The organism is Rhodococcus sp. IEGM 1305, assembly GCF_030058635.1.
GTDB classification, from domain to species: Bacteria; Actinomycetota; Actinomycetes; order Mycobacteriales; family Mycobacteriaceae; genus Rhodococcus_F; species Rhodococcus_F opacus_D.
In genome coordinates, this window is record NZ_JASHKX010000001.1 from 752,724 (window position 1) to 769,642 (window position 16,919).

The 16,919-nt window shown below is 65.4% G+C and carries 13 protein-coding genes; 12 read left to right on the forward strand and 1 reads right to left on the reverse strand.

All coding sequences use genetic code 11. From position 1 onward, the window contains the following. Positions 1-68 precede the first annotated feature (68 nt). From QM693_RS03440 to QM693_RS03495, 12 genes are all read left to right on the forward strand, one after another. Entirely contained in the window at positions 69-971 is a 903-nt protein-coding gene (locus tag QM693_RS03440; protein ID WP_283351398.1) for a LysR family transcriptional regulator, read from the forward strand. Positions 972-1,123: 152 nt separating this feature from the next. Then, a complete protein-coding gene (locus tag QM693_RS03445) occupies positions 1,124-3,340 on the forward strand; it encodes an acetate--CoA ligase family protein (RefSeq protein ID WP_283351399.1) in 2,217 nt (738 codons plus the stop codon). Positions 3,341-3,363: 23 nt separating this feature from the next. Continuing rightward, on the forward strand, positions 3,364-4,902 hold the full coding sequence (locus QM693_RS03450; protein WP_283351400.1) for an acyl-CoA carboxylase subunit beta: 1,539 nt from the start codon (positions 3,364-3,366) through the stop codon (positions 4,900-4,902). Between the two features lie 10 nt (positions 4,903-4,912). Continuing rightward, positions 4,913-6,289 carry an acetyl-CoA carboxylase biotin carboxylase subunit gene (locus QM693_RS03455; RefSeq protein WP_283351401.1) on the forward strand — a complete coding sequence of 459 codons (1,377 nt, stop codon included), beginning with the start codon at positions 4,913-4,915 and terminating at the stop codon, positions 6,287-6,289. 1 nt (position 6,290) lies between these two features. Then, a complete protein-coding gene (locus tag QM693_RS03460; RefSeq protein ID WP_283351402.1) occupies positions 6,291-6,512 on the forward strand; it encodes a biotin/lipoyl-binding carrier protein in 222 nt (73 codons plus the stop codon). Positions 6,513-6,532: 20 nt separating this feature from the next. Then, a complete protein-coding gene (locus tag QM693_RS03465) occupies positions 6,533-7,531 on the forward strand; it encodes an NADPH:quinone oxidoreductase family protein (protein WP_283351483.1) in 999 nt (332 codons plus the stop codon). A gap of 117 nt (positions 7,532-7,648) precedes the next feature. Next, on the forward strand, positions 7,649-8,722 hold the full coding sequence (locus QM693_RS03470; RefSeq protein WP_283351403.1) for an ABC transporter substrate-binding protein: 1,074 nt from the start codon (positions 7,649-7,651) through the stop codon (positions 8,720-8,722). Positions 8,723-8,730: 8 nt separating this feature from the next. Next, entirely contained in the window at positions 8,731-9,804 is a 1,074-nt protein-coding gene (locus QM693_RS03475) for a phosphotransferase family protein (protein ID WP_283351404.1), read from the forward strand. Then, positions 9,805-11,034, forward strand: coding sequence for an acyl-CoA dehydrogenase family protein (locus QM693_RS03480; protein ID WP_120660349.1), 1,230 nt, complete (start codon positions 9,805-9,807; stop codon positions 11,032-11,034). Between the two features lie 213 nt (positions 11,035-11,247). Then, complete coding sequence (locus tag QM693_RS03485) at positions 11,248-12,264, forward strand: PDR/VanB family oxidoreductase (protein WP_283351405.1); 1,017 nt, start codon at positions 11,248-11,250, stop codon at positions 12,262-12,264. 11 nt (positions 12,265-12,275) lie between these two features. After that, entirely contained in the window at positions 12,276-13,493 is a 1,218-nt protein-coding gene (locus QM693_RS03490) for a cytochrome P450 (RefSeq protein WP_283351406.1), read from the forward strand. Between the two features lie 5 nt (positions 13,494-13,498). Beyond that, the gene (locus tag QM693_RS03495; protein WP_283351407.1) at positions 13,499-16,216 is read left to right on the forward strand and encodes a helix-turn-helix transcriptional regulator; all 2,718 of its coding nucleotides are present in this window, start codon (positions 13,499-13,501) and stop codon (positions 16,214-16,216) included. On the opposite strand, the gene QM693_RS03500 is transcribed toward QM693_RS03495, so the two are convergent. Beyond that, the gene (locus tag QM693_RS03500; protein ID WP_283351408.1) at positions 16,203-16,859 is read right to left on the reverse strand and encodes a histidine phosphatase family protein; all 657 of its coding nucleotides are present in this window, start codon (positions 16,857-16,859) and stop codon (positions 16,203-16,205) included. The two genes, QM693_RS03495 and QM693_RS03500, sit on opposite strands and share 14 nt — an antisense overlap. Positions 16,860-16,919 lie beyond the last annotated feature (60 nt).

A 16,919-nucleotide genomic window follows, 5' to 3' on the forward strand; every position in this document is an offset into this window, starting at 1 on the left:
CTGGATTCGGAGAGCGCCTTGCGCGCTGTAATGTGGGCCAGGTCGCATGGCAGCACCGAGGGAGACCGATGAGATTCGAGCAGTTGCGATATCTGGAAGCAGCGGTTCGGACCGGGTCGTTCCGTCAAGCTGCCAAGGAACTCGACATCTCTCAGCCGACGATCACCAACCAGGTGCAGCGGCTCGAGGAGGACCTCGGCGTCGTGCTCGTGGTTCGTGGTGCCAAGGGCGTGCGACCGACGTACGCGGCCGAACGGATCCTGCCGCACGTGGTCGCCGCTGTTCAGGCCGAACGGCTGATGCGCGAGGAGGCCAGCGCCATCGGGGGCCTGAAACTCGGCACCGTCCGCCTGGGCACGGTGCCGGCGGGATCTCAGACAATACTTCCCGGGGTCGTCAAGCGCCTGTTGAGCGACTTTCCCAATGTGCGTTTCGAAGTCGAGGAAGGGCCATCGAAGATGGTGAGCCGCGGCGTCCTCAGCGGCCATTTCGATGTCGGTCTGGTGACTCGCCTGGCCGGGATAGATCTGATTCCGGCGGAGCAGGCCTTACTGCACCATGTCGACTTGATCTCCGGTCGGCTGGTGTTGGCGGTTCCGGAGAATCATCGCCTCGCCAGCAAGGACGGCTTCGAGGCCGCTGACCTGGAGGGGGAGCCGCTGATCTTTCCGGCGGAGACCAGCATCCTCCGTACAGCGTTCGAGCAGCTACTCGACGGAGTCGAGGCCAGGATCGTCTACGCCACGAACAACGCCGAAGCGTCTCAGAACATGGTGCGCGCCGGCGTCGGGATCTGTATGGCGAACACACTTCTCAGCTCGACGGTGAGCGGCAACGGTGTCGCGCTCGTGCCCCTTCCGTACGAATGGGCCCATGCCCGCATATCCGCGATCGTGAGAAATGACGAAGCGCGGACGTCTGCCGTGCAGGCATTCCTGGGCTTGTTGCGGGAATCTGCCAAGAATTTCTGACAGCGCGGTCGACCCGGCGGCGGTCCGATAGCGCACCCGTATCACCCCGCCAAGGCTGCGAACCTTCCCAATCCCTGTGCGGCTGACCACACTGAACACGTGCCGAGCGAGCGAGATCGCCGCCGGATCCGACGTTCAGTAAGGAACTTCAGGTGTCAGTCGATACAGCACAGCCATGCACCCGGGACGCAGTCGCCGAACTCATTTCCATTGCACGGGAGAGAGAATCGGCGATGTTTACCGAGGCGGAAGGTAAATCCCTGCTCTCCGCCTTCGGGATCGACACACCCCGGGGCATCGAAATTGCTGTCGGCCAGATGATTTCCGACGACATTCGCGAGCCGTTGGTCGTTAAGGCCATCTCGTCCACGCTCGTCCACAAGTCCGACGCCGGCGGCGTGCGGGTGGGGGTTCGCCGCGATGAGATCGACGAGGTCGCTGCACGGATGGGCGAGCAACTGGCCGCCGCAGGGCACCGCTTGGACGGCCTCCTCGTCGAGGAAATGGTCCCGTCCGGTCACGAAGTGATCGTGGGAGCAGTTCGGGCTCCGGGGCTGGGCTGGACCGTGATGGTGGGCCTCGGCGGCGTACTGGTCGAGGTCTTCGAGGATGTTGCGTTCGGTCTCGCACCGCTCGCGAACGAACAGATTCTCGACATGCTGCACGAACTGCGCGGCATGAAGGTGCTCGACGGAGCCCGCGGTGGCGAGAGGGCAGACATTCCTGCCTTGGTGACACTGATCTCGCGACTCGCCGGGCCGAACGGTCTGCTGCAGTCGCTGCCGGACGACGTGATCGAGATCGACCTGAACCCGGTCATCGTTTCCGGAACACGCGCGGTGGCCGTGGACGCACGTTTCGTCGTCGGTCCGGTGGAAGTAGCCGAATCCGCACGCGAGGACGATGACGGCCGGGCCACGGATTTCACCCCGCTGTTTCATCCGCGCAGGATCGCCGTCCTCGGCGCGAGCGGCCAGCGGCCCAACCTCGCCAACCGGTTCATTCGGAACATTCTGGGCGGTGGCTTCGACGGCACCATCGTGCCGATCCACCTGACCTCGGACAGCATCGAAGGTCTTCCCGCAGTGCGGGCTCTGTCCGAGGTCGATCAGCCGATCGACTATGCGTTCGTGGCCCTGCCCGCGACACGTGTCGGCGAGGCGCTGAGCCGAGGCGCCGGCCGCGTTCGATTCGCTCAGGTGGTCTCCAGCGGCTTCGGTGAGGTCGAAGAAGGACAGGACCTCGAGAAGACCCTGGTCCAGACCGTCCGCGATGCGGGCATTCGGTTGATCGGCCCGAACTGCCTGGGCACCCATGCCTCGGCCGGTCGACTCTCGTTTGTGCCCGACGCACCTCTGACGCCGGGAACGACGGCGGTCGTCTCGCAAAGTGGCGGGCTGAGTGTCGATATCTTGCGGGTCGGATCGTTGCGTGGCATCGACTTTCACAGCGTGGTCAGCATCGGGAACGGCGCCGACGTCACCGCTGCAGAGCTCGTCGAGTCCGCCCTGCGGAACGGCGAGATCCGTGTCATCGGCCTCTACCTCGAGTCGCTGGCTGCGGCACGCGACGTTCTCGATGTGCTGTCCCGAGCCGAAATGCGCAAGCCGGTAGTGCTTCTCGCCGGTGGCCGGACCAGCGAAGGTTCGCGGGCGGCGACCAGCCACACAGGTGCCCTCGCGGGAAATCACCGACTGTGGCCCGCGATCGCGAGACAGGCCGGAATGACGCTCGTCGATTCGCTCGCGGACTTCGCTACGGCCCTGCATGCTCTGTCCACGCTCGACCTCAGGGTTAAGCCGAACGGTCGTGATGCTGTTCTGTTCGGCAACGGTGGCGGAGCGAGCGTCCTCGGCGCCGACGCGCTCGGGCGGCAGGGACTGGCCACACCGCCACTCGCCGATTCCGTGGTCGAGGAACTGGACGACCTGGGCCTGCCGCCGGGCAACGGACTGCACAATCCGATCGACGTGCCTGCGGGAACGCTCGCCGTCAAGAACGGTGCGATCGCGAAGGACGTTCTCGCGGTGGTCCTCGCCGGCAGCGAGCCGGCAGTGCTGATCTCCCACCTCAATGTGGGCATCATCCAGCGCAACCTCGGTGAAACCCACGGCGACGTGACCGGCACCGTCATCGACTCGATCGCAGGCGCCCGGGACGAAGCAACGTCGAACACCCACCAACTTCTCGTGCTCAAGACCGACGGCAGCGCCGACACGGAGGCATTGATCAAGACGTACGCGCACCGCGCACGCACACGCGGAATCCCGGTCTTTCCGGCCTTCGAGGACGCGGCCCTCGCTGCACGGGCGGTTCTCGAGCAGGGACAGCGGACATACCAGGCGTCACGCGACGCAGACGGAAGGTAGTAGAGATGTCACAGGACACAGTGATGGCTGAACCCACACTCAGCCGCGAGCAGGAGCACGAAGAACGTCGCGCAGCCGCGCTGGCGATGGGCGGTCCGAAGAAGCTGGAGCAGAGACGCGCCGAGGGCAAACTCAACGCTCGCGAGAGGATCGCGTTGTTGCTCGACCCCGGATCCTTCCGGGAAAGCGGGTTGTTCACGACCTCGGCCGTCGACGCCGATCGCGACAAGACGCCCGCAGACGGCAAGGTGACAGGAACCGGCGAGGTCGACGGTCGGCGCGCGGCCGTCGTCGCCTACGACTTCACCGTCAAGGGGTCGTCGAGCAGTCCGGTGAGCAACAAGAAGATGTCCCATTTCAAGGAGCTCGTCGTTCAGGTCGGGATGCCGCTGGTCTACCTGTCGGAGTCCACTGGCGTTCGGATGCCGGACGCGATGGGCGGGACCGGAATGGGTGCCGCCAACAGCAAGAAACGGTTCCTCCGGCAGCGCGAAAGCCCCTGGGCATCCGCCGCATTCGGACACTGCTTCGGATCGGCTGCCTGGCACACCGTGTCCGCCGACTTCGCGGTCTTCCGCAAGGGGAGTGTCCTCGCGGTGTCGAGCCCCGGCCTGGTCGGCCGCGCCACCGGTCAGCAAGTCGATGCCCAGGAGCTCGGGGGATGGAAGGTCCATGCCGAGGTGACCGGCTATGCCGATGCCGTCGCCGACACCGACGAGGAAGCGATCGAACTGATCCGCCGGTTCCTCTCGTATCTGCCTTCCCACAACGGTGAGACGCCGCCGGTCGCGCCGATCCCGAGTGGATCGGGCGAGCGTGCGGCCGAACTCAACGACATCGTTCCCCAGGCTCGCACCCAGACCTATGACGTACGCAAGGTGATCGAGATCGTCGCGGACACCGGTTCGGTGTTCCCGATCAAGGCACGCTACGGCAAGAGCCTGGAGACCTCACTGGTCCGGATCGGTGGACAGAGCGTCGGAATCGTCGCCAACAATCCGATGTTCAAGGGCGGGGCGCTCGACGGTCCGGCGTGTGACAAGGCGACCAGCTTCCTTGTTCTCTGCGACTCCTACAACATTCCCGTCGTGTTCCTCGTCGACCAGCCGGGATTCCTGATCGGGCTGGAAGCCGAGCGAAACAAGATCGCCGGCAAGGTCATCAACTGGATGAACGCACTGTCCTTGGTGACCGTGCCGAAGATCGCTGTCACGCTTCGCAAGAACTACGGCCAGGCCTACATCAACATGGGCGGCGGACTGACCGCCGACACGACGGCAGGCTGGTGGTCGACGGAGGTGAGCTTCATGGATCCCACATCGGCGGTGTCGGTCGTTCACGGAGTCGACGCGGAATCGGATCCCGAGCTGTATGCGCAGCGCCTCGCCGAGATGGCCAAGGGCACTACCGCTTACGACGTGGCACGCGTCTTCGGCGTCGAACAGGTCATCGATCCCGCCGAGACCCGGGACTTCATCCTCGGCGCGCTGAAAGACCACTACCGAGCCCGGACCAACGGCATCGGCGAGCACCTGCTGCGCGCCTGGCCGACGAGTTACTGAGGACGATGTGATGAGCTCATTTCCAGATTGCCTACTGGTCGCGAATCGCGGCGAGATCGCCCGGCGGATCATCGCGACCGCCAACAAGCTCGGTGTTCGCACCGTCGCGGTCTACCACAAGGTCGATGCGGACCTGCCCTACATCGGTGAGGCCGACCACGCCGTTCAGCTCGAGGGCGACACGCCGGTACAGGCGTACCTCGACGGCGCTCAGATCGTTCGAATCGCACAGCAAGCCGGTGCGACCGCCGTGCATCCGGGTTACGGATTCCTGGCCGAGAACGCCGACTTCGCCCGACTGGTGGCCCAGTCCGGACTGACGTGGGTCGGCCCGAGCGCCGAGGTCATCGAGGTGATGGGTGACAAGGTCGAGTCACGCCGGGTCGTGGCTGCTGCCGGTGTGCCGATCAGCGGCGACGTCGGCGCAGCGCTCGAAACGGGCGACGAAGCCGTCGCGGAGGCCGGGCGTCTCGGATATCCGGTGATGGTCAAGGCATCCGCCGGCGGCGGCGGAATCGGCATGGCCGTTGCTCACGACGAAGAAGGCCTGCGCAAGGCGTTCGAGAACACGAAGTCGATGGCGGCGCGGAGCTTCGGTTCCGATCGGGTCTTCGTCGAGCGGTATGTGTCCTCCGCGCGGCATGTCGAGATCCAGATCCTGGGTCGGAACGACGGCACGATCATCGCTCTGGGAGAACGGGATTGCTCGACGCAACGGCGTCACCAGAAACTGATCGAGGAGAGCCCGGCCCCGCACCTGGATCCGGCCCTGCGAGAGCGCCTCGTCGAGAGTTCGATTGCGGCCGCGCAGGCGGTGGGCTATCGGAATGCAGGTACGGTGGAATTCCTGCTCGACGCCGTCACCGGCGACTTCGTGTTCCTCGAGATGAACACCCGTATCCAGGTCGAGCACCCGATCACCGAACTCACTCACGGTGTCGATCTGGTCGAGCAGCAGCTGAGCATCGCGGAGTCGGGCACCACCACACCGGGGTTTGCCCCCGTTTCGCGCGGTCACGCGATCGAGTTGCGGATCTGCGCGGAAGACCCCAAGAGGTTCTTCCCGCGCCCGGGTCCGATCGACGTGTGGCAGGAGCCGACCGGGCCCGGTATCCGGATCGACTCGGGCTATACGGCGGGCACCGAGGTGACGCCTCACTTCGACTCGTTGCTGGCCAAGGTCTGCGCGTTCGGCGCGACCCGTGAGGAGGCGCACGCCCGCGCCCTCGCGGCATGCAGGGAGTTCGTGATCGAGGGGCTCGTCATCAACAAGCCTTTCCTCGAACAAGTGCTCGGCTCGGAAGAATTCACGAGCGGGCGTTACGACACCGGTGTGGTCGAGAAGATCCAACAGAGACAAAAGAACTTGGCCAGAAGGAGTGCGTGAGATGTCAGAGACGATCGAGTCGGATATGGGTGCCAACGTGTGGAAGATCCTTGTCGCACCGGGTGACCGAGTGGAGGAGGAGGCGACGTTGATGATCCTCGAAGCTATGAAGATGGAGATCCCGATCCTCGCCGAAGATGCAGGCACGGTCGTGGCAGTCCACGTCGCGGAGGGCGACAGCGTCGCGTCCGGTCAGCCCCTCGTCGAATTCGAGACAGCATGAGCACATCGATTCCCCGCCGCATGAAATCCTGGTCGGTCACCCAGCTCGGCGAGCCGATCGATGTCGTGCAACTCGTCGAAGGTGATGTTCCCGAACCTGGTGCAGGGCAGGTCCTCGTGCGTGTCCTGGCGGGCGCAGCCAATTTCCCGGACGTGCTGATGTGCCGTGGCAAGTACCAGGTGCGCCCCGACCTGCCCTTCACCCCCGGACGTGAAGTCTGCGGTGAGGTCGTCGCGGTCGGGCCGGACGTCGTACGGGCAGCGGTAGGCGACCGGGTTCTGGGCCTGACCACTCTTCCCTACGGCGGATTCGCCGAGTACGCCTTGATGGGCCAGAGCACGACCTATCCGGCGCCGGCCTCACTCGACGACGCGCAGGCCTCATGCCTGTTCATCGGGTATCAGACCGGCTGGTTCGGACTCCATCGGCTGGCCAGGATTCAAGAGGGGGAGACCCTCCTGGTTCACGCGGCCGCCGGCGGTGTCGGCAGCGCGGCCATCCAGCTCGGCAAGGCCGCCGGTGCCCGGGTCGTCGGTGTCGTGGGCGGCGAGGAGAAGGCCGCCTACGCCAGGCAGCTCGGTGCCGATGTCGTCGTCGACCGCCGGCAGGAGGACTTCGTCGGGGTCGTCAAGGAATTCACCGAAGGCAGAGGCGCCGACGTCATCTACGACCCGGTGGGAGGCGACGTCTACCACCGTTCGACCAAATGCATTGCGTTCGAGGGGCGGATTCTGGTCGTCGGCTTCGCGGGCGGCGAGATCCAGACCGCGGCGCTCAACCACGCGCTGGTCAAGAACTACTCGATCCTGGGAATTCACTGGGGGCTCTACAACACGAAGAATCCCGGCGCGGTCGATCGATCCCACCAGGAACTGTGCACGTTGGCGGACTCCGGAGCCATCGATCCCTTCGTCAGTCAACGGGTCTCGATGGACGGGGTGCCTGCGGCCCTGCAGAGCCTGGGGGACGGAAAGACCGTCGGCCGAGTGGTGATGGAGCACAACGGGATCGGTCGGTAGCCAGTTTGCGGAAACCGGGGGCAGCACATCGTCAGGCCACCAGGCATGCACTAATCACTAGGAGTACGAATGTTTGGGTCGAAGCAAGGTGACTCGCCCTTCGGAGAACTGCGGGCATTGGACGGCAACATCTCGAGAAGGTCGATGTTGAAGTATCTCGGTCTCGGCACGGCGGCGGTCGGCGCCACCTCGTTGCTGGCGGCCTGCGGGGGTGGACCGGGCGCGAGTGCCTCGGGCCAGGCCGCCAAGTTCACCATCGGGTCGTTTCCGGGTGACACCTTTCTCCTCGATGCGGTGAATCATGCCAACAACGACTTCGCCAGGAACAACCTCAACGTTCCGAAGTTCATCACCCCGCAGAGCGGTGTGCAGGCGCTACAGCTCGTGTCCGCAGGCGCTGTCAACGGCTACAGCTCCGACACCCTGCTGCTGATGGGTGCCCACGCCAACAGCACACAGGGCAAGCGACCGGTCATCATCGGTCTGAAGAACGTGTCCACCACCTACGGGGTCGTCGTCGGCCCGAACGGCAATTGGCCCGGCGAAGACGCGACCTTCGAAGAGAAGATGCAGTCGCTGAAAGGCAAGTCGATCGGGGTGAGCGCCATTGGCGCGGGCGGTGATCTGCAACTGGACCTCGCTCTGGAGCTGGCCGGTATGCAATCCTCCGACGTCACCCATCTGGCGGTCGGCCCGTCTGCCTCGGCGATCCCGAACATGAAAGCCGGGCGACTCGACGGCTACGTCTCGGTCCAATGGAGCTCGGGGCTGTTCATCGCCCGGGAGACCGGCGGATCGGTGCTGCTCGACTTCGGCAGGCCGTCGATGCCCGAGACGTTGCGCAACCAGGCCGTGGTCTGTATTTCCACCAGCGAAAGTTTTGCCGAGGAGCACGAGGACGTGCTGAAGAACTGGCTTCGAGCACAGTCGGAGGGCAGCGAATGGATGCTCTCCCACAAGGACGAAGCAGCGGAAATTCTGAACTCCGGCACCTTCGACGGCAACGCACCCGAAATCGCCAAGGCCTACATCGAGCACTACGCGCAGGATGTGGCGCCGAAATTGCAACCGATGTTCAAGGCACCCAAGGATCAGGTCGACCACATGATCGACCTTGCCGTCCGCTTCGGAAACGCGAAGGAAGGCGCTATCAGCTACGAGCAGATAGTCCCCGCCTTCGCACGGGCGTGAGGTCTCACATGGAGTACACACAGACAGGTGCCGCCCCGACGCGTCCCCAATCCCCGCCCGGGCTGGATATCGATCGAATCACAGACTGGCTGGCCGGGGAGCGACCGGGCCTGGTGGCAGGGGAACTGTCGGCCCGGCTGATCGAGGGTGGGAAATCGAATCTGACCTACGATCTCTCCGACGGTGAAAACCAGTGGATCGTGCGTCGTGCGCCACTGGGCGAGGTCATGGCGACGGCTCACGACATGCGCCGAGAATACCGAGTGGCCAGTGCTCTTCGGACCACCGGCGTCCCGGTTCCGGCGATGATCGCCTATTGCGACGACAAGGGCGTACTCGGCACCGACTTCTACGTCATGGAGCGGATCGAGGGCGTGCCCTATCGGTACGCCGATGAGCTCAGGCCACTCGGCGTGGCTCGAACCCGAGCCATCTCCGTCGAGCTGGTACGCACACTGGCAAAGCTGCACCGGGTAGAACCGCGAAACGTGGGCCTGAACGACTTCGGTCGTCCCGAAGGCTTCCTGGGACGGCAGGTGAAACGCTGGAAGACGCAGCTGGACGCGTCCTACACCCGCGATCTCCCCGGCGCCGACGAGCTCTACACGGCACTCGTCGCGGCCGTCCCCACGAAGTCGGCCGCGGGCATCGTCCACGGTGATTTCCGCTTGGACAACGTGCTCGTCGGCGCCGACGACATACCTGCCGCGGTCATCGACTGGGAGCTGGCGACGCTGGGTGATCCGCTTCTGGACCTGGCCTTGATGCTCACCTATCAGCGGCGAGCGAAGATCGTGTCCGAACGGGATTCGACGGAACCGGCCAAGTACGACGCGACGCTGGCACCCGGATACCTCACCGAGAAACAGATCATCGAACACTACAAAGCCGAGAGCGGTCGCGAACTGGAGGGATTCGGCTTCCACCTCGGTCTGGCCTGCTTCAAGCTCGCCGCGATCTCCGAGGGCGTCCGGTATCGACACATCAATCGTCAAACCGTGGGTGCGGGTTTCGAGGACAGTGGCAGCACTGTGCCGTTGCTGCTCGAACTCGGGCTCGACTCACTGAAGGAGCACAAGTAGATGGAATTCTCGACAGACGCCCGGACCGACGGGTTGCGCAAGGAACTCGTCGATTTCATGTACGGGCACGTCTACCCGGCCGAGGCGGCGTACCTGGATGAGCTGGACAGCCTCGAGAACCGCTTCGCGTGGTCGGAGTCTCCCATCCTGCAGAAGCTGAGAGCGGAGGCACGCAGCCGTGGGCTGTGGAACCTCTTCCTCCCCGGGGCCGAGGGTGCCGGGCTTACGAACGTGCAGTACGCGCCGCTCGCCGAGATCACCGGCCGCAGCAAGCTCCTCGCTCCCGCCGCGCTGAACTGTTCAGCCCCGGACACCGGCAACATGGAACTGCTGTCGATGTTCGGCACCGAGCAGCAGAAGAAGGAGTGGCTCACCCCGTTGCTCGAGGCCGAGATCCGTTCGGCCTTCGCCATGACCGAGCCCGACGTCGCATCCTCGGACGCCACCAACATCTCCACGAGTATCGTTCGCGATGGTGGCGACTACGTGATCAACGGCCGCAAGTGGTACATCAGCGGTGCGATGAATCCCAACGCCAAGATCCTGATCGTGATGGGCAAGACGGATCCGTCGGCCGACAGGCATCGCCAGCAGAGCATGATCCTGGTACCGCGGGACACCCCCGGCGTCCACATCACGCGCGCGATGAAGGTCCTGGGTTACGACGACCATCACAGCGGTGGACACGCCGAGATCGAGTTCACCGACGTGCGGGTTCCGGTTGCCAATCTCATCGGCACCGAGGGCGACGGCTTCGGGATCGCCCAGGCCAGGCTGGGACCCGGCCGGATCCATCACTGCATGCGCGCCATCGGCATTGCGGAGCGAGCGATCAAACTCATGTGTGAGCGGGCCGACGAACGCGTGGCGTTCGGCAAGCCACTCAGCCAACAGGGCGTGATTCGAGACTGGATCGCCGAATCGCGGGTCCGTCTCGAGCAGTTGCGCTTGCTGGTTCTCAAGACGGCCTGGCTCATGGATACGGTGGGCAACAAGGGCGCCCATACCGAGATCCAGGCAATCAAGATCGCCACTCCGTCGACCGTCGAATGGATCATCGACAAGGCAATCCAGGTCCATGGCGCCGGCGGACTCTCCCAGGACTTCTTTCTCGCCCCGGCAGCCGCGTATGTACGCACGCTGCGGTTCGCAGACGGACCCGACGAGGTGCACAAGAACGCGCTGGCGCGCAATGAACTTCGTCGCCAGGCCGCACGACGCAGTGCCTGACCGTACGGTCGGCTTCTGCTGAGTTCGTTCGGCCCACTCGCCCACGAAGCGTGTCGGTTTCGCCGTGACGTCCCACCCGTGTCCCCCTCACCTGTAACCCAGGTGAGGGGGACACTGTCGTGTGTAGGGCCCGTTCGGCAGGCGACTGTGGCTATCGCCTTGATAGTGATTGAGACATTGATCTCACCAGCAGGCGCCGCGCATGATCATCACGTGCCAAATCATCTTGCTCAGCATGGTGTCGACTCGTCCTCGCCCGCATCGCCGGTCACGCGGCGACCCGGAAACCAGACGCTCGAGGTCGCGCGGAAGGACGTCGTGGCAGACGGCGTCGTGAAACTGCGGCTCGAGGAGCCGTCCGGTGGGCGGCTCCCGCATTGGACGCCCGGCGCGCACATCGACCTGGTCATGCCGACCGCGGACGGTGGTTCCCAGGTGCGGCAATACTCGTTGTGCGGCGACCGGTGGGATGCCTCCGCCTACGAGGTCGCCGTGTTGCGGGAGCCGAACTCCAAGGGCGGATCGCAGTTCATTCACGAGAATCTGGCCGTCGGGGACATGCTCAGTGTCGGCACCCCTCGGAACAATTTCGGTCTCGCACAGGCGAGCCGATACGAATTCATCGCCGGCGGCATCGGGATCACTCCGATCATGACGATGATCGCCGCAGCCGAGAAGCTGGGAATCGACTGGCACCTGCTCTACGGCGGTCGGTCGCGTCGTTCCTTGGCCTTCCTCGGCGAACTGGCTCGATACGGAGACCGCGTCACGGTGTGGCCGCAGGACGAATCGGGTCACCTGCCGCTCGATTTCCTCGGCAAGCCGACCGAGGGGGCCAAAGTCTACTGCTGCGGACCCGAGCCCCTGCTGGCGGCGGTCGAATCCGCTTCCACGAACTGGCCCGGGTGGGCCGTCCGGTTCGAGCGGTTCGTGGCGCCTTCCCAGCGTCCACCGGTCCGCACGGAACCCTTCACGATCGAACTGTCCAACTCCGGCAGGACCGTCACCGTCGGCACCGACGAGACCGTTCTCGAGGCCCTGGACGCCGCCGGCGTCCCGGTGCTGTCCTCGTGCAACGAGGGAGTCTGCGGCACATGTGAAGTCGGCGTCGTGGGAGGTGTTCCGGATCATCGGGATTCACTCCTGAGCGATGCGGAACGCGCCAAGGGGGACCGGATGTTCGTCTGTGTGTCACGTTCGATCACCAAACGACTCGTGCTGGATCTCTAGGAAGGTAGACAGTGTCGATTACGGATACCACCGGACGGCAGGGTTCGACAGCCCCGTCCCTCGACGACGACCCCTTCTCGCCGGAAACGCTCGAGAACCCGCTGCCTTTCCAGGAGCGGCTGCGTGAATCCGGGCCTGTCGTCTTCCTGCCCCGGTACAACGTCCACGCCCTCGGGCGTTACGACGAGGTCCACAGCGCGCTCTCGAACTGGCAGGGCATGACGTCCGGTTCCGGAGTCGGCCTGAACGAGCCATGGCGGGCCCGGGGACTACTTCAGACCGATCCGCCCGAGCACGACGCACCCCGCGAGGTGCTGCAGTCGATTCTGTCCGCACGAGCATTGCGTGCGATGAAGGGCGCCTGCACACGGCAGGCCGAGACGCTGATCGACAACCTGCTGGGTGGCACGGCTGCCGGGGACGCGACCGAGATCGACGGATACAACGACATCGCGGCCGTGTTTCCGGTGAACTTCTTTCCCGACGCGTCCGGCATCGACGAGGAGCAGCGGGAGAATCTCGTTCCCTACGCAGATCACATCTTCAACGCCCTGGGGCCGCGAAATGAACGGGTCCTGCAGGGGGAATGCCGGAGCGACGCACTGGCGGAATGGGCCACTGCGAAGTGTGCCAGGGAGTCACTGAAACCCGAAGGATTCGGCAGCGAGATCTGGGCGGCCGCCGACCGCGGCGACATCATGCACGAACTGGCGCCGCTCCTCACGCGTTCGCTGTTGTCGGCAGGTGTCGACACGACCGTCTATGGTCTCTCCGCGATGCTCTATGGATTCGCCACCCATCCCGATCAGTGGGCGGCTCTTCGACAGAACCCCAACCTCGCCCGAGTCGCCTTCGACGAGGCGCTGCGCTGGGAGTCGCCGGTCCAGATGTTGTTCCGCAAGACGTCGGCCGACGTCGAGATCTCCGGGACCGTCATACCGGCCGAGACGAGGGTGTTGCTGTGCTACGCCGCTGCGAATCGTGACCCGCGCCGGTGGGACAACCCTGATCGGTTCGACCTCTCGCGTGATCCTTCGGGGCACGTGGCCTTCGGGATGGGGATCCACCAGTGCGTGGGCCAGCACGCGGCGCGTCTCCAGGCCGAGTGCCTGCTCGAGGTTCTCGTGACCCGTGTGACGTGCATCGAACTTGCGGCACCCGTACGTCGCTATCACAACAACACCCTGCGAGGATGGAAGGCCATGCCTCTTCGGATGAGTCTCGCCTAGATGCTGTGAACGAGTTCGTGTTCGACTGCGCCATAGAACGATTGAGTGCCGGTGCCGGTTCGACGTACCTGATTCACGGTGAGGCCGGCACCGGAAAGACACACCTCCTGCGGAGCACGCTCGACGCGGCCCGCAGGCGTGGGTGGACGTGCTTATACGCCGCGTCGCACGAGTACGACCGCGACATCCCGTACGCGACGTTGCGCACCCTCGTGGGAGTCCTCGGCCACAGCACGGTGTCGAACGATCCGAGTGGTGTGACGGCGCTGTTGCAGTCTATGACGGATTCGTCGCCAGTGGTCGTGGTTGTGGACGACGCGCACCTGGCGGACGAGGACAGCCTCGTCGCCGTGACCCTCGCCGCTCGGCATTTGGCGGGCCGCCCGCTCCTCGTGATCTTCGCCTCGCGGACTCGGCCGTGGATGACCGGCGAACGTCTCTTCGCGACGATCGGCCACCTCGTGAGCGAACAGGCGCGGACGGTTCTCGAAGTTCGGCCGGTCGAGGGGCAGGCCCTCGGCGGACTGGTCGAGTCGGTCCTCGGTGCCGTGCCCGACGAGCGACTGACCGGGTATCTGACCGAGCGGACGCGGGGGAACGCGCTGCTGGTCCGAGAAACGGTGAACGCGTTGCACACTGCGGGTGCACTCCGGATCGAACAGGGAATCGGCTACCTGGTCGATGATTCCCCGCCCCAGTTCTTGCGCCCTGCGGCGTTGCTCCACCGGCTGTTTCCCCGGGACCACGCCGTCCGCGTACTGGGTCGTCTGGTCGCGGTGTTCGGACGGGTGGATCTGGACTACCTTCCGCTCCTCGCCGAACTGGCCGAGAGGTCGTTGGGCGAGGTCCGGGCCGCCTTCGACTCATTGGTCTCGAGCGGTGCGCTGGTGGCAACGGGGTCCGGATGGTACGAATTCGGCCACCCACTGATCGGTGAGCTGCTCTATGACGAGACCGGTCCGGCCGAGCGCCGCCGCGTCCATGCTGCGATTGCTGCGCGGATCGAGGGCACCGACCACGAGCTGGGCATGCCGGCCCTCGAGCGCGCCCGGCATGCCACCGAGGGCGCGGCGCGCGGCGACAAGGTCGCGGTCACGGTGGCGTTGCGTGCCGCCGATCGAGCGCTGCGCACGTCGCCACGCGCGGCTGCCCGCTGGTACGGACGGGCGCTTGATCTGCTGCCACGCGCGGATGCCGCCGCCGGCGAGATACTCCGCAGGCAGTCCGCGGCGTACTGGAAGGGTTCGCGGCCTGCTCTGGCAGTCGAAGCCGGCAGAAAAGCGCTCGGACTCCTCGAGGCGGGCAGTTCCCGCGACCGTACCGTGGCGACAATGGTGCACTGCCACAATGCGATGGGCGATCCACAAGGTGCTGTGGACCTGCTGGTTTCGGAGGTGGAGGAGGTCACGGACCCGACGCCGTACTTCGCGCAGCGCGCGGCGATGTCGGCGCGCCTCGGTGACACGGATCAGGCGCGCGTCCTGGCCGCGACAGCGTGGTCACAGGTGTGCGAGGCGACCCCGGCGGACCAGGTCATCGCCTACACGTACCTCGGTCAGGTCGAAGCCTCCGTCGGGACGTTCCCGAAAGCACTCGAGGCCGTCGACCAGCTCGCGATTCTCGGGACCGACGAGCGGGAACTCCCGGTGGGCACGCGCACCGGTGCGTTGGAGTCGGCAGCGCACAACGCCGCAACGGCAGGCGCGACCGGTCGCGCGAACGCGCTGCTGACGAAGGCGGGTGAAGCCGCCGGACTCGCCGGATTCGGAAACCTGGGCGGGCAAGCCGTACTGGCTCGCGCGCTCGCCGAGTTCACGGCCGGCGAATGGACCGAGGCTTCTGAGACGATTGCCCGAGAGGCAGTCCATCTCGAGTACTCGGGTATGCGCAGCAATCTGGCTCGCCTGCGTGGTGTGGAGGTGCAGATCCTCACGGGCCGAGGTGATTTCCGGCGTGCGGCGTCCGTGCTGGCAGCGACGAAGCCGCCGGCCTCTTGCCGGCTCGACTTCGCGATGTGGCAGGCAGTGCAGGTGTCGGTCGAGGTGTCGAGGTCCCGGTTCGAGCACGCCATGCCGGTTTTGGAGCGACTGCGGTCCGAGGCGGCAGCCCGCGGCTGGAGCGAGGTCGGGACCGTCACCCACGCGACTCTGGTCGAGGGCTATCTCGCTCGCGGAGAGGTCGAGGCCGCGCGGCGCGTCGCGGCCGAGTTCTGCTGCCATGCAGACGAAATCGGTTCGCCCAGGGCCCGCACGGAATCCGGCATCGGCCATGCCCTCAGCTTCGGTGAGGTGGACCTCGCTCGCGATGTGCTTCTCGAGGCCGAGGAGCAAGGCATGCACTACATCGCGGCGCGGGCCCATCATGCGCTGGGCGTCGTCGGCCCGGACGTCGCCGATCACCTCGAGGCCGCCTGGGCATTGTTCAAAAAAATGGACGCGACGCTGTGGCTGAAGCGGGTCGAGGCCGTCGGCAGGTCGCGCGGACTCGTCCTCGACAGACGTGTCGACAAGTCGGGGGCACCCGGACCTCTCACCGATGTGGAGCGTCAACTCGTCACGCTGGTCCGAGACGGCCTCAGCAACCGGGAGATCGCAGGGGTTCTCCACTACAGCAGCAAGACCGTCGAGGCCTACCTCACCCGCCTCTACAAGAAAACCGGCTACAACTCGCGGGTCGAGCTGATCGTGGCCCATGAGCGGGCGGACAGTCTCACCGGTAGGTGACCCAGGGGGCCGGGAGATGACCGTGCTCGTTGAACGCCACGAGGGACGTCCCCGACGCTCCGATCACGATCTTGGTGACGCCGGAATTGACCGCGACTCTGTTCAGGGCGAGCCATTGCGGGAAGCCGCCCCCCAGCAGCCGGGCAGTCACCCAGGCGATCGCACCGGCGCTGGAGAACACGACACCGGTCTGTCCGCGTTCGAGCCCTTCGGCAACGCGGTCGAGGGACGCGTCGACCCGGGCCGTGAACGCACTGAACGTCTCGACGTAGTCGGCGTCGTGGTCACCGGACGACCACCGTGTGGATGCCCGCTCGAGCAGCCGCTGGAAGGCGCGCGGATCCGTCTTCGCCCGCGGATCGTGCTCACCGCTCGCAGCCAGCAGGTCGCTCGCGTTGAACTCGTCCCAACCCGGATCGATGTCGGGGTCTGTCGTGTGCCACGCGGCGGCCGTGCTTGCCTCCCGAGCCGTCTCTCGTTGGCGTTTCATGTTTCCGGTGACTGTGCGGGCGGGAGCGATACCGCGACGGTTCAGTTCGGTGCCGAGGGCGCGACTTTGTTCTCGGCCGCGTGGCGACAGGCGGTCGTAGTCGTCGGTGCCGAAGGATGCTTGTCCGTGACGGACCAGAAGGACAACACTCATTCGGCGGAGGCTAGTTCATCCGGCGACCTGCGGGATACCCTTTTCGGCCGGTCGCCGCAC